The organism is Actinomyces stomatis (genome assembly GCF_031292835.1).
Classification (GTDB): Bacteria; Actinomycetota; Actinomycetes; order Actinomycetales; family Actinomycetaceae; genus Actinomyces; species Actinomyces stomatis.
The window spans coordinates 27,332-40,600 of the sequence record NZ_JASPEP010000013.1; the positions used below are offsets into that span (position 1 = coordinate 27,332).

Consider the following 13,269-nt stretch of genomic DNA (forward strand, 5'->3'; position numbering starts at 1 on the left):
TGGGCATAGGCGTGTGATCTGCGCTACTGTGGCAGGGTGACATTAGACAGCCAAGCGAGCGAGGGGCGCGCACCGGACTCCCACGGGGTCCGGTGCGGCGCTCCGCAGAAGGCTCATGAGGACGCCCATCGTGTCGAGGGCGGGGCTGCTGCTGAGGTGGACCTTGAGGGGCGGACCACCTTGGTGGGGCATGAGTGCCTGCTGCTGGGGGCGTCCCCCAGCCTCACCCTGACCGAGGTGGCTCAGCGGGCCGGAACCAGCATGGAGATGGCGCAGAAGTTCTGGCGCGCCATGGGCTTCGCCGACGTCGACCCCGATGCGGTTCACTTCACCGAGCAGGATGTCGCCGCGCTTCAAGACACCGTGGCGCTCATTGACGAGACCAGCGACTCCTCCCTGGCCTCGGCCAGCGTGCTCGAGCTCCTCAGAGCCCAGTCCTACACCATGGACCGGCTGGTCCTGTGGGAGCTGGAGACCTTCGTCACCGACCTCAGTGAGCGTCTCGGGCTGGACGACACCTCCGCACGGCTGGTCGCCCTCGACCGTATCGATGGCCTCGTGGAGCTCTTGTCGCGCCAGCTGACCTACGTGTGGCGCCGTCACATGGCCTCCATCCTGGGACGCACCGACGCCGAGGTGTCGACCCGGGGCAGAGAGGACACCGGTCCCGACCTCTACCCGCTCATCCGCTCCCTGGGATTCGTCGACATCGTCTCCTTCACCCAGCGCGCTCAGGGCATGAGTAAAGCCGCCCTGACTCACATGCTCGAGGGCTTCGAGAACACGGCCCGGGACGTCATCACCTCCCGGGGGGCGCGGGTGGTCAAGACGATCGGGGACGCCGTCATGTACATCTCCGATGACCTTCTGATCGCCGCCGACGTCGTCACCGCCCTGGTCGATGAGCTCCAGAAGGGGCCGGACGCGATCCGGGTTCGAGCCAGCCTCGTCGAAGGACGGGTCATCTCCCGCTCCGGGGACGTCTTCGGCCCCACCGTCAACCTGGCCTCACGGCTTGTGGACGCGGCCGAACCCGGCAGTATCCGTCTGGATGAGTCAACTGCCATGGCCATTCTCCGCTCGTCTCAGGCGGATCGGTACCGGGTGGGGCAGTGCCATGAGGTGGTGGCCAAGGGACTGGGGCAGATCGTGCCCTGGTCGCTGGAGAGAACCTCGCCGACCCGTCTCTGAGCCGTAGGACCGGGATCGCGGTTCCGTTACCATCTCGTGATTCTTTGTTCGCTCAGCTCTTGAAGGAGCAACGTGGAATCGAGGTTTCCCGCGGTATCCTCACGGAAAAGTGTTCTGGGCGTGGGAGAGCGGGGGAGTCGCCGTCCCGGCAGTGGTCACGTCTTGGTATCTTCTCCACCTCTGGGACGATGGCGGTGGGGGTGTGTCGTCACCTAACATCGCGGATGTGACAACTGTTCTGCTCGTCGAAGACGACCCTGCCATCTCCGAGCCCCTCGCCCGCGCCTTTGGACGCGAGGGCTATGAGGTCCTGACTCATGGCACCGGTAAAGGCGCCCTCGAGGAGGTCTCGGCCGCTGACATCATCGTCCTGGACCTGGGGCTGCCGGACATCGACGGCCTGGACGTGGCCCGTCAGGTGCGGGCCCAGGGCCTGACCATCCCGATCCTCATGCTCACCGCGCGCAGTGAGGACTCCGACCTCGTCGTCGGTCTGGACGCCGGGGCCGATGACTACGTCACCAAGCCCTTCCGCCTGGCCGAGCTGCTGGCTCGCGTGCGGGCGCAGGTCCGCCGTGCCTCGGGGGAGGCCACGGAGGATGAGCTGAGTGTCGGAGAGATCCGGGTCGACGTCGCCGCTCACCGGGCCTTCGTCGGCTCGCGTGAGCTGCAGCTGACGACCCGGGAGTTCGAGCTGCTCCGGGTCCTGGTGCGCGCCGGCGGCGAGGTCGCCTCCGGTGAGGACATTCTCAAGGAGGTCTGGGGCGAGGATCCCACCGGGAGTCCCCAGACCCTTCAGATGCACGTGACCTGGCTGCGTCGCAAGCTCGGTGACGATGAGGAGCGGCCAGCGCTTCTGCTGGCCCAGGGGGACGGTTACCTTCTGACCGCCGGCTGAGCCGCTGACCGGGAGGGCATCCCGGAACGGGGTGCTGGAGGCTGCAGCCGCCTCGACACACCGATCGAGGCTGAAGGGGGACTTGCCATGCGTCGTTACGCCATGACGATGACGATGTCGGCGGTGTCCGTGGCGGTCCTCCTGCTGGGGCTGCCACTGGGGGGCGCCTGGATTGTCAGCGCGTTGCGCTCCGCCGGAGGCGGTGACCGGGTCACCATCATCGGCACGGTCGTCCTCACGGTTCTGGTGCTCACCGGCACCGCACTGACGGCGGCCTCCGTCGTGGCCTCCCGGGTGTCCAGACGCATCTCGGCCCCACTCATCTACCTGGCCGCCGAGGCCGAGCAGCTCGGCAGCGGTCAGGTCCGTCCGCGGCTGCGCTCCTCGGGGATCGAGGAGATCGACCTGGTCCAGGCCGAGCTCGTGCGTTCGGCGGAGCGCGTGGCCGGACGCATCGCCGCCGAGCGGCAGTTCGCCTCCGACGCCTCCCACCAGCTGCGCACGCCGCTGACCAGTCTGTCGCTGCGCCTGGAGGAGATCGAGCTGCTCGCCGGTGAGGAGGAGGTGCGCGCAGAGGCCCACGCCTGCCTGGAACAGGTCGAGAGGCTCACCGGCGTCGTCGAGGACCTGCTCAAGGTCTCACGCCGCACCGGAGGCGGCACCACGGAGGCCCTGCACCTCAAGGACATCTTCGCCCAGCAGCGTGAGGAGTGGGAGCCGGCCTTCGAGCAGGCCGGGCGCACCATCACCTTCTCCGACGAGATCAGCCACCCGGTCCTGGCCACTCCCGGATCCCTGGCCCAGGTCCTGGCCACTGTCATCGAGAACTCCTTGCGCTACGGAGCCGGGACGACCTCGGTGAGCGTGCGCAGCGCCAACGGCGGTCACGCGGTCTTCGTCGATATCGCCGACGAGGGCGACGGCGTGGCCGAGGACATCGCGCCACACGTCTTCGAGCGGCACGTCTCCGGCTACGGCTCCACCGGTGTCGGGCTGGCGCTGGCCAAGGACCTTGTCGAGGCCGACGGCGGCCGTATCGAGCTGTCCCAGCGCAGTCCGGCCGTCTTCTCCATCCTCCTCAACGCCGTCCCCAAGTCCCTGGACCCCAATAACGTCCTGCCGCAAGGTGCGCTGGTCTCCGTCGGTCGACGTCGTCGCTTCTGACTCGCTGCTGATCGCTCGAGAAATGGCGAGGACGCAGCGTGGGCTTCGAGGACTGAACCCGGGTTCAGTCCTCGAAGCCCACGGTGTGCGTCCACTCAGAGGCGTCAGGACTTCTGGCGGCGGGACTTGATGAGCTTCGAGACGCCGGAGATGAGCATCGGAGCCACCGAGATGAAGACGATCATGAGGATCATGGCGTCGATGTTGTCCTGGATCCACTTGATCGTTCCCAGGAAGTAGCCCAGCCAGGTGATGCCGAAGGCCCAGAACGTGGCGCCCAGGATGTTGAAGGTGATGAAGTGGCGGTAGTTCATCTTGCCGACACCGGCGATGACGGGCGTGAAGGTGCGTACGATCGGCACGAACTGAGCCAGGGTGACGGCCTTGCCGCCGTGGCGCTCGAAGAAGTCCGAGGTGCGGTCCACGTACTCCTGCTTGAACAGGCGTGAGTCGGGCTTGTTGAAGATCGCGGGTCCCGCCTTGCGGCCGATGAGGTAGCCGGTCTGGTTGCCGGCAATGGCCGCGAGCCACACGAGGGGGGCCGCCACCCAGATGGGGACGGGAACTCCTTCGGCCGGGTTGGTCTCGCCGATGGCCACGAACATCCCCAGGGTGAACAGCAGTGAGTCACCGGGCAGGAAGAAGCCGATGAGCAGGCCGGTCTCGGCGAAGATGACGAGCATGACGCCGAGGATGGCCCAGGGGCCGATCCAGCCGACGAAGGCTTTGATGATGAAGGTGGCATCGAGCCACTCGGGGCCGAGCATCGGTGCGTGGGCGGAGGGGAGGGCGGCGGGCAGATTCAGCGCCGGGGCCAAGGCGGTCAGGGCAGTCACCGTGCAAGGCTAAACGGTGCCCCGGCGGCCATGCCGTGAGAGCGATCCCCTCCGGGCTGTGGAATCGGGCACCCCGATATTGCAGCCTGCTGCGCTGGTTCTGTCGGGCGTCAGGGGCGAACCGAGACGGGGACGGTGCGGGGCTCAGTCCCGCTGCCGGCCTGCCCCTGGGGACCGGAGCTGTCGGTGTCGTCGTCGCCGGGGGAGCGGTCCTTGTGTCCGGTGAAGACGATGTAGTGATAGAAGACGAACCGGAATGCCGTCCCCAGGCCGAAGCCGACGACGTAGGCCGCGATGTTGTCCGCCAGCGGCGAGGTCAGCCCCAGGACGTGGTGGGTGAAGAGCAGACAGAACTGCGTGATGGCGATGCCGCCCAGGTTGGCCAGGATGAACAAGGTGGCCTCACGCGCGACGTTCTTCTGGGTGCGGCCCCGGTAGGTCCAGTAGCGGTTCGCGATCCACGAGAAGACGGTCGCGATCGAGGACGCCATCAGCTGGGCGGAGTTCGGGTGACCGGAGAGGAATCCGGTGGGGCCGTGCTGGAACAGGTTGAACAGGCCGACGTCGATCACGTAGGCCGCAGCGCCCACCATGCCGAACTGCATGAACTCCTTGACCAGGGCGATGAGCCTCTGCGTCAAGGAATTGCCGGAGGAAAGCGTCATGGCGGGCATCCTATGTCGATGACAGTCAGGTCATGCAAGCCGAGGCCGTTCACGGAACCCAGTGAATACTGACACTGCCCAAGTCCCACACCCAGGAGACCCAGAACAGCTGGCCGGTGACGCAGGCCGCCAGCAGAGCCAGTCGCCTGCGGGTGGTGCCGGCCGCCGCGGCCAGCGCCCAGCCCGCTGGGGCCAGAGGCAGCAGGAGACGCAGCACCGACGTCGTCGGGTCGAAGAAGACCAGGAGGTAGAGCAGGTAGCCCAGGCACCAGAACCAGGCCGCAGGTCCCAGGGCCCGCAGCCCCGGGGCGCTCAGCAGCAGGCCCACCGTGGCCAGCACGACGGTCAGCAGGGCCAGGGCCAGATGCGGGCCCACCCAGTCGCCCAAGCGGATCGCCCACTGCACGACGGGCGCCAGGTCCGCACCGCGCCAGGAGGTCTCAGTGGCGGTGTAGGCATCCTGCCGGCCCGTGACCAGCCAGGCGATGACCGGCCAGCTCAGGGCTGCCGAGCAGGTGAGCAGTGCCAGCGCCAGCAGCCGTCGACGCGCGCCCGGTGCTTGAGGGGTGTGGTCGGGCAGAAGACGTGGGAACCAGGAGGATGGGACCCAGCCCCGGGCGCAGGCCACCTCCCAGACCCACCACAACCCCAGCGCCGCCCCCAGCGGGACACCGACGGGGCGGGCGAAGCAGGCGGCCAGCGCGAGGGGAATCGCAGTCAGTGCCCGCCCGCGGCTCGCCAGCCACAGTGTCAGCCCCACCAGTACCAGCCCCAGGGACTCGGCGTAGGGGACCTGGAGAATTGCGGCGCACGGCGAGGACCAGACCAGCGCCACCGCCCACAGGGAGGCCCGCCTCCCCGTCATCGGTGAGAGCCAGCGGTCCATGACGACCGCCGCTGACGCCGAGGCCAGGATCGACACGATGGTGGCGCGCACGTAGAAGGACCAGCCGGTCCAGCCCAGCAGGGAGGACAGGGCGCTCAGCAGCGGCATGAAGGCCCAGGTGTTCTGGGTGATCCGCCCGTTGGCGCCCACGGGCAGCCGATCCGGGTAGCCCTCCTCAAGGATCCGGTTGTACCAGCCGGCGTCCCAGAAGCGCATGTGCTCCTCCCAGGACGGTGCGGCCCCGGCCCACGGGGTGGCGGGTGTGTCCTGGGCGCCCAGCCGCAGGATGACGAAGGTCAGGGCGCTCGCCGCGGCCCAGACCGCCAGGACCTGCAGCCGGTGGTGAGGACTCGAGGGCGCGCCGCGCGTCGAAGGCGAGTGCGGGGCCTGCTGGGCGGTGGAGGACTCTGAGGCGGGTGGGGTCACGGCTCCCACCCTACGGTCTGGACCCGAGCGCGGTGAGAATGCGGTGAGAATGCGCGGTGGGCGGGTAGCCTTGGGGCGTGAGCGTACCCATCGTCGCCGTGATCGGAGGCGGGCAGCTGGCCCGCATGATGCAGGAGGAGGCCAGTGCCCTGGGTATTCACCTGAGGGCATTGGTGGAGGCCGCGGACGGGTCCACCGGACAGGTGACCCCGGACGCTCCCGTCGGGGCCGCCGATGACGAGGCGGCCGTGCGCGCCGTCGTCGCCGGGGACGGTACTCAGGGACTCGGGGGGGAACCGGCTGCGGTCCTCACTTTCGAGCACGAGCACCAGGACTCGGCCCTTCTGGAGAGGCTCCAGTCCGAGGGGGTCAGTGTCCAGCCCACCCCGCAGGCCCTGACCCTGGCACGAGACAAGCTCGCCATGCGGCGGATGATGAGCCGGGCCGGGCTTCCGCAGCCCGCCTGGGCGGAGGTCGGCGGACCGCAGCAGGACAGCGCTGAGCAGATGGCTGACGCCGTTGAGGCCTTCGCCGGCGAGCACGGCTGGCCCGTGGTGCTCAAGACGCCGCGCGGAGGTTATGACGGTCACGGGGTCCTGCTGGTGCGCAGCGCCGAGTCCCTGCGCGAGGGCGAGGCGGCCGAGTGGATCGCCTCGGTGGCCCGTGCTCGAGCCGGTCAGGGTGACGGACGTGGTACCGGTGGGGGAGGCAGCCTAGGCGGGGCGGCGGTGACCAGTCTCCTGGTGGAGCAGGCGATCCCCTTCACCCGTGAGCTCGCCGTCCTGCTGGCCCGCACCCCCAGTGGGCAGGTGGTGGTGTGGCCGGTGGCTCAGACGGTCCAGGAGGACGGTATGTGCGCCGAGGTGCTGGCGCCGGCACCCGGTCTCGACTCGGTCGCCGTCGAGGAGGCCGAGCTCATCGGCCGCACGGTCGCCGAACGTGCCGGGGTGACCGGAGTGCTCGCCGTCGAGCTCTTCGCCGTGGAGACCTTCGGGGAGCCCACGCGCCTGTACGTCAACGAGCTGGCGATGCGTCCCCACAACTCCGGTCACTGGACCCAGGACGGGGCCGTCACCAGCCAGTTCGCCCAGCATCTGCGGGCGGTTCTCGACCTGCCGCTGGGTGCCACTGACGCCACGGCGCCCACTACCGTCATGGTCAACCTCATCGGCGGTCAGCACGAGCCGGGGGCCGACGCCCTGTCCCGGGCCATGGCCGCTCAACCCGAGGCTCGCATTCATCTCTATGGCAAGCAGTGGCGACCGGGCCGCAAGCTCGGGCACGTCACCATGACGGTCGGCCAGGGGCAGGAGGTCGCCGACGTCGTCGAGCAGGCGCGCGGGGCCGTCGCCATCCTGCGCGGGGACGCCTGAGCCGGACTTGGCGGAGCGCTTCGCAGTACACAGAAGACAGGGAGGACATTCATGAATGAGGTCAGCGGAACGACGACGGGCACGGCAGGCTCGGGGCAGCCGGTGGTCGGCATCGTCATGGGGTCGGACTCGGACTGGCCGGTCATGGGAGCCGCCGCCGAGGTTCTCGACGAGTTCGGGGTGGCCTATGAGGCCGACGTCGTCTCGGCCCACCGCATGCCCACCGAGATGATCGACTACGGGCGCGCTGCCGCCGAGAGGGGACTGCGCGTCATCATCGCCGGTGCCGGGGGAGCGGCTCACCTGCCCGGGATGCTGGCGGCCGTCACCGAGCTGCCGGTGATCGGGTTGCCGGTACCGCTGAAGTACCTCGACGGTATGGACTCCCTGCTGTCCATCGTGCAGATGCCGGCCGGGGTCCCAGTGGCCACGGTCTCCATCGGCGGGGCCCGTAACGCCGGGCTGCTGGCGGTGCGCATCCTCGCGTCCGGTCAGGGACAGGAGGCCGCCCGCCTGGGTGACGCCATGCGGGTCTTCCAGAAGAACCTTGGCGAGGTTGCCCACGCCAAGGGCGCTGCCCTGCGCGAGCGGCTGCAGGATTGATGATCAACCGACGACGCGAAGCGTGCGAAGGTCGTTGATCGCGTCAGGAGCCGGCCTCGAAGGTCTCCTGCCAGAACTCGTCGGCGTCCCAGTTGGCTTTCATTCCCAAGGCATTCAGTGGGATGTCGTGGTACTTCTCTAAAAGAGTATGCAGTCTCAGAGCCCATGTTGAGTGCGGACTGATGGTGAACAAGATCGACTGAAGAGAGACGAGAACAGGGTAGAGCCTCTTTCTTTCCAAGGCTCTAGGGTTGCCGGTATCAAAGGTGCTGCGATCGTTGAGCCAGCGGATGGTCGGGCTTCTGGGGATGGCTGGATAAACGCCAAGGAATCTGTTCCAGAGGCGTCCGTGATGGGCGCAGATGTTGCGCACCCTCACGTAGGTCTTGAGCCAAGACTGCAGCACCTGGTCAGGGAGGTTGAGCTCCCGAGCAATTATTTTACGATACTTGAGGGGCAGGCTGGCGTAAAGATGTTGAAGCTCACCGGCGGTGAGTAGTTCGATGACCAGCCAGGACGGCGGTGTCGCTGGAGACGAGTAGGTGGCAAGGTAGTGCGAGAGCGCATCTGGGTAGTGGAGGCGATCCGCCTGTTCGCAGCGATCCGAGGGGGTATGTTGCCGCTCGCGTCTTGTGAGGTCCTCGATGCGCTCAATCGTTGCGGAGTATCCTCTGCGGTTTTGGTAGTTGGAGGCATTTGGTACCAGAAGGCTCCGCCTTCGCCGTGTGTTGACATCGTGTTGGGCACTGCGGCACGCACTGCGACCTCGACGCGTTCAAGTGCGTCCATTGTCAGGAGGCGCAGCTGTCGATCGAACACATAGATATAGAGGATGTCGTCGAAGGTGGTGTCCGGTCTGAACGAGTGGGTGGTTCGGTCGGCTTGGAAGGGGATTGTGTATGGGGAGAGTCGATAGTATCCAATATGTCGGAGGTACCTGGCGGTGCGATTCCGGTCCGTGATGATGGGGCCGCGTTCAATGTAGCGCTCAATGAGGTCGTTCTCATTGAGCGCTGGTTTATCGTAATGTTGACCTGGAGGATTCGTCCTCCAATTGTAGGGTGTTGGTATGTAAAAACCCCCCGATTTGGGCGTGCTCTGATGAGCGAGAGGCCTGGGGGGTGTTGTGGTGTCAGTGTACACGGGTTTACAGCTGCGAGGGGGTGTTGGGTGGGGAACGCACTGCCGCATGGATCTCACGTTCGTTTCTGTTCGTTTCTGAGCGAGTGTGGGTAGACTGTGGGCATGAGCATTCTCGTTGCTGGAGGCGCCGGCTACATCGGCGCGCACGTGGTCCGACTTCTCCTCGAGCGCGGGGAGGAGGTCGTCGTCGTCGATGACCTGTCCTACGGGACGCCGGAGCGAGTCAAGGGAGCCTCCCTCGTCGAGCTCGACGTCGCCAGCGGCCAGGCCCCCGAGACCCTTGCTGAGGTCATGACCTCGCGCGGCGTCACCGCCGTCATCCACTTCGCCGCCCGCAAGCAGGTGGGCGAGTCCGTGGAGCGCCCCGCCTGGTACTACCAGCAGAACGTGGGTGGTCTGGCGAACATGCTGCTGGCCATGGAGACGGCCGGCGTCAAGCAGATGATCTTCTCCTCCTCCGCCGCCGTCTACGGCATGCCCCCGGTGGAGGTCGTTCCCGAGGACATCGACTGCCGCCCCATCAACCCCTATGGCGAGACCAAGCTCATCGGGGAGTGGATGATGGCCGACGCAGGGAAGGCCTGGGGGCTGCGCTGGGCCGGCCTGCGCTACTTCAATGTCGCCGGCGCCGGCTGGGACGACCTGGGCGACATGGCCACCCTCAACCTCATCCCCATGGTGCTCGACCGCCTCTCCAAGGGCGAGACCCCCAAGATCTTCGGCACCGACTACCCCACCCCCGACGGCACCTGCGTACGCGACTACATCCACGTCAAGGACCTGGCGGTCGCCCACATCGCCGCCCTGGACTACCTGGCCGGCGGCCAGGAGATGGCTGAGCACGTCTTCAACGTCGGCACCGGCCAGGGCGCATCGGTGCGGGAGGTCGTCTCCAAGGTCATCGCCTCCACGGGCCTGGACCTGGAGCCCGAGGAGCTCGCCCGCCGCGCCGGCGACCCGCCCCAGCTCATCGGCAACGCCACCCGCATCGGCGAGGTCCTGGGATGGAAGGCCGAGCACGACCTGGACGACATCGTCGCCTCGTCCTACACCTCATGGCAGGCCGACCCCAACCGGCCCCACTTCAGCTGAGCGCTCCTCGGACCCGAACGGATCTCAGCAGGCGGGCTGACACCTCATGATTGAGGTGTCAGCCCGCCTGCTGCGCGGATGCTCCGCGTCAGGACTGGTTGAAGTCGGTCGTCGTCAGCTTCCCGTCGCGCAGCTTGGAGAAGAAGTCCGGAGCGGTCGTGTCCTGCAGCAGCACCGTCTCGCCAATATCGGCGTCCTCGGGGGCGTAGGCGGTGTCCTCAATGGGCGGTGCGCCGGTCAGGCCACTGCCGGAGGCGGATCGGAAGGCCAGGACCATCTGGGCGATGCTCATGGTGCCTGCGCTCTGATCCACCGTGAGGGCATTCGTGCCGGCGTCGACCAGGGCGTCCTGCCGGGAGAAGGAGAATGCGGTGGACGGCGCGGCCGCCTTGGAGACCACCGCGGAGATGACGGCACGCTGGCGCTGGCCGCGCCCGACATCGCCAGTCGGGTCCGACTTGCGCATCCGGGAGTAGGCCAGTGCCTTCGACCCGTCCACCGTCTGACACTTGCCGTGGGAGGTGTCCCAGACCAGGCCCGAGTCCTCGTCGGCGACGTCGTAGTCCAGGCAGACGTTGACCCCGCCGACGGCGTCGACCATCTGGGACACCCCGGTCATGCCGACCTCCACGTAGTGGTCCACGGTCAGCCCGGAGAGCTTCTCCACGGTCTGGACCAACAGCTTGGGGCCGCCGAAGGAGTAGGCGGCGTTGATCTTGTTCTCCCCGTACTCGGGGATGTCCACGAAGGTGTCACGCGGCAGGGAGGTCAGGCTCGTCTGCCCGTTCTCCGCCTTGTGCAGCAGCATGATGGAGTCGGCGCGCGCCCCCTCTGTCTCGTCCTGGACGGCGCCTCCGCGCGCGTCGGACCCCACGATGAGCCAGGTCTCGCCCGGAGTGTCGGCCGCCCCGGACAGGGCGTCGACGCGGTGGAGCTGGGAGGAGACGTCGTTCCACAGCCAGGCGACCCGGGCTGCGATCAGTGCCAGGACGACGACGATGACGGCGACCGTCCAGCCCACGATCCGGCGCCATCTCGGACGGAATCGCTTCGGCTGGCGCGGCTGCTCGGGCTTGAGAGCCGGTTCACCCGGAACCGGCTCTCGTGGGGACTGTGGGCCCGGGGACCCTACGGGGTAGGTGCCGCGTCGCACGGGCATCGCCCGTGTGCGCTCAGGCCCGGACGCGGCACTGCCTTCGGCGGCATCCGACTCCAAGGGGATCGCACTCGACCCGGCCCGGGCGTGACTGCCTCGCTGAGACGGGGTGGTGGAGCGACGGGGCTGGACCGAGGGCGGCTGCTGGCCCTCTCGCTCAGAGGCGGACTGAGACGAGGCCGGCTTGTCGCTGTCCTGACGGCCCAGGACTGAGTGCCGCTGGGGTTGTCGGGCAGCCGTTGATGACGGGCGGCGCGGGGAGCCGCCGGCGACATCAGTGGGCTGTGCAACGGACTCGCCATCTGGTGCCTCCCCGCGCTCGCGGCTGCGCTGGTTGACAGCATCAATGGGGCGCTGTCGACGTGGAGGCCTGCCTCCGCCGGAGCCAGGCGTGATCGAGGGCGGGAGTGAGTCGTCTGTCGGAGTCACACCGATGATTCTGCCTCAGGCGGGGCAGGCTGGGGTGGTCGGTTTCGCGGCGGGTTGCTGCTGGGGGGCACTCGCCTTCGGGGCCTGGGACGCAGGAGCCTGCGTCGGGGCGGCCTTGGTGGGCTCGGAGGTCTCGGAGGACTCATCAGTGTTCTCCGAGGCGGAGTCATCCGCGGCGGCGCTCGAGTCCGACGAGGCCGGGGCCGAGGTGTCGGAGGGGACGGGCTTGTCCTCCTCGAGGGCCTTCCATACCTTCTTGGCGCCCTCTGTGGGGACCACTTGGTTCGGGTCGTCTGCGGGCTCGTGCGGCATGGTGATGAAGTTGATCTTGTCGATGCCGACGCCCTGGATGGAGTAGGCCAGGCCCGACAGGTTACCGATCTGACCGATGCGCTCAGAGGTGGTGAGCGTCTCGAGGGTGTTGGTCAGGAAGCCGGACTGCGTGATGAGGTTGGAGGACAGCGCCTTGGAGGCCATGGCCCTCATGAGGTTCTGCTGACGTGCGATACGGGAGATGTCCGAGCCGTCACTCACCCCGTGTCGGACACGGGCGTACTGCAGGGCGTTCTCGCCGTTCAGCTTCTGGCAGCCCTCATCGAGCTTGAAACCGGTGTACTCGGAGTCATCGATGGCCTCATCCACCTGCACGTGAACGCCTCCGAGGGAGTCGACCACCTTGGACAGGCCGGCGAAGTCGACGACGACGAAGTCGTCAATGCGGACGTGCGTCATCTTCTCCACGGTCTTGAGGGTGCAGGCCGCTCCGGAGGCCACGGCCTTCTTGTTGTCACTGCTGCTGCCGGCTCCGTTGGCGAAGGCCTTGTTGAACTGCTCGTCCTCATCGGCGGGGACCTTGTTGCCATCGAGAGTCGTGCACTCGGGGATGTCGACCAGGGTGTCGCGGGGGATGGATACGGCGTCGACGCGCTTGCGGTCAGCCGAGATGTGCATGACCAGCGCCGTGTCGGAGCGGGCCACGGAGACCTCGTCATCGCCCTGTGATCCGTCGACGTTGTTGTTCCCCGCACGGGAGTCGGTGCCCAGGATCAGGAGGTTGACGGCTCGACCCTCGTAGCTGTCCGGCGGCTTGGTGCCGGGCCGGTCCTCCTCGGAGAGCAGGCTGTCGATGTCGAACCACTTAATGCGTGACTGGATGTTGTGCCACGCGAAGCCCGCGGCGGAGACGACGAAGATCGTCACTGCGAGCAGGCTGAACCCTGCTCGGCGGGCCAGGCGGCGTCCGAGTTCTTTGGAGGAGTGCCGCGCGCGCGGCTTACTGAACTGAGGCACGGAAGCGATCATAGGGAATGAGAGGGGAGAACCATATGGGGCTTCCTACACCTGTTACATGAGATTTACCCAATGAGGGGTGAAGCCTCTCACACGGGTAACAGGGCTAGGCTCTCT

The 13,269-nt window shown here is 67.3% G+C and carries 12 protein-coding genes and 1 pseudogene; 6 read left to right on the forward strand and 7 right to left on the reverse strand.

Going from position 1 to position 13,269, the window contains the following annotated elements; translation table 11 throughout:
• The first annotated feature begins 36 nt into the window (after positions 1-36).
• From RIV12_RS08225 to RIV12_RS08235, 3 genes are all read left to right on the forward strand, one after another.
• On the forward strand, positions 37-1,191 hold the full coding sequence (locus RIV12_RS08225) for an adenylate/guanylate cyclase domain-containing protein (RefSeq protein WP_309323130.1): 1,155 nt from the start codon (positions 37-39) through the stop codon (positions 1,189-1,191).
• A 226-nt stretch (positions 1,192-1,417) separates the two neighbouring features.
• Positions 1,418-2,089 (forward strand): response regulator transcription factor, encoded by a 672-nt coding sequence (locus RIV12_RS08230; protein ID WP_309323132.1) that lies wholly within the window; start codon positions 1,418-1,420, stop codon positions 2,087-2,089.
• Positions 2,090-2,176: 87 nt separating this feature from the next.
• Entirely contained in the window at positions 2,177-3,253 is a 1,077-nt protein-coding gene (locus RIV12_RS08235; protein WP_075417064.1) for a sensor histidine kinase, read from the forward strand.
• Between the two features lie 104 nt (positions 3,254-3,357).
• Here RIV12_RS08235 and RIV12_RS08240 read toward each other — a convergent pair whose 3' ends face one another.
• The 3 genes from RIV12_RS08240 to RIV12_RS08250 form a co-directional block, all read right to left on the reverse strand.
• Positions 3,358-4,089 carry a VTT domain-containing protein gene (locus RIV12_RS08240; protein ID WP_309323134.1) on the reverse strand — a complete coding sequence of 244 codons (732 nt, stop codon included), beginning with the start codon at positions 4,087-4,089 and terminating at the stop codon, positions 3,358-3,360.
• Between the two features lie 110 nt (positions 4,090-4,199).
• Positions 4,200-4,763 (reverse strand): GtrA family protein, encoded by a 564-nt coding sequence (locus tag RIV12_RS08245; RefSeq protein ID WP_309323136.1) that lies wholly within the window; start codon positions 4,761-4,763, stop codon positions 4,200-4,202.
• A gap of 40 nt (positions 4,764-4,803) precedes the next feature.
• The gene (locus RIV12_RS08250) at positions 4,804-6,066 is read right to left on the reverse strand and encodes a hypothetical protein (RefSeq protein WP_309323138.1); all 1,263 of its coding nucleotides are present in this window, start codon (positions 6,064-6,066) and stop codon (positions 4,804-4,806) included.
• Positions 6,067-6,143: 77 nt separating this feature from the next.
• Here RIV12_RS08250 and RIV12_RS08255 point away from each other — a divergent pair, with 77 nt between their 5' ends.
• The gene (locus RIV12_RS08255; RefSeq protein WP_309323140.1) at positions 6,144-7,439 is read left to right on the forward strand and encodes a 5-(carboxyamino)imidazole ribonucleotide synthase; all 1,296 of its coding nucleotides are present in this window, start codon (positions 6,144-6,146) and stop codon (positions 7,437-7,439) included.
• A gap of 51 nt (positions 7,440-7,490) precedes the next feature.
• Positions 7,491-8,042 carry a 5-(carboxyamino)imidazole ribonucleotide mutase gene (gene purE / locus RIV12_RS08260; protein WP_309323142.1) on the forward strand — a complete coding sequence of 184 codons (552 nt, stop codon included), beginning with the start codon at positions 7,491-7,493 and terminating at the stop codon, positions 8,040-8,042.
• Between the two features lie 43 nt (positions 8,043-8,085).
• On the opposite strand, the gene RIV12_RS08265 is transcribed toward purE, so the two are convergent.
• Complete coding sequence (locus RIV12_RS08265) at positions 8,086-8,748, reverse strand: Abi family protein (RefSeq protein ID WP_309323177.1); 663 nt, start codon at positions 8,746-8,748, stop codon at positions 8,086-8,088.
• Positions 8,749-8,768: 20 nt separating this feature from the next.
• Positions 8,769-9,233: pseudogene (locus RIV12_RS13165) on the reverse strand (Abi family protein); the annotation flags it as partial.
• A gap of 54 nt (positions 9,234-9,287) precedes the next feature.
• On the opposite strand from RIV12_RS13165, the gene galE reads away from it, so the two are divergent.
• Positions 9,288-10,277, forward strand: coding sequence for a UDP-glucose 4-epimerase GalE (galE, locus tag RIV12_RS08275; protein WP_075417071.1), 990 nt, complete (start codon positions 9,288-9,290; stop codon positions 10,275-10,277).
• Positions 10,278-10,365: 88 nt separating this feature from the next.
• Here the strand turns inward: galE and RIV12_RS08280 are convergent, their stop codons facing one another.
• Together RIV12_RS08280 and RIV12_RS08285 are read right to left on the reverse strand one after the other, a co-directional pair.
• Positions 10,366-11,862, reverse strand: coding sequence for an LCP family protein (locus RIV12_RS08280; protein ID WP_309323144.1), 1,497 nt, complete (start codon positions 11,860-11,862; stop codon positions 10,366-10,368).
• Positions 11,863-11,877: 15 nt separating this feature from the next.
• A complete protein-coding gene (locus RIV12_RS08285; RefSeq protein WP_309323146.1) occupies positions 11,878-13,152 on the reverse strand; it encodes an LCP family glycopolymer transferase in 1,275 nt (424 codons plus the stop codon).
• Between the last annotated feature and the right edge of the window lie 117 nt (positions 13,153-13,269).

What these genes read in the sequence shown, in the direction of transcription:
- RIV12_RS08235 (WP_075417064.1), top strand. Translation starts at nt 2,177, where the DNA reads ATGCGTCGTTACGCCATGACGATGACGATGTCGGCGGTGTCCGTGGCG.
- RIV12_RS08245 (WP_309323136.1), bottom strand. Translation starts at nt 4,763, where the DNA reads ATGCCCGCCATGACGCTTTCCTCCGGCAATTCCTTGACGCAGAGGCTC.
- purE (WP_309323142.1), top strand. Translation starts at nt 7,491, where the DNA reads ATGAATGAGGTCAGCGGAACGACGACGGGCACGGCAGGCTCGGGGCAG.
- galE (WP_075417071.1), top strand. Translation starts at nt 9,288, where the DNA reads ATGAGCATTCTCGTTGCTGGAGGCGCCGGCTACATCGGCGCGCACGTG.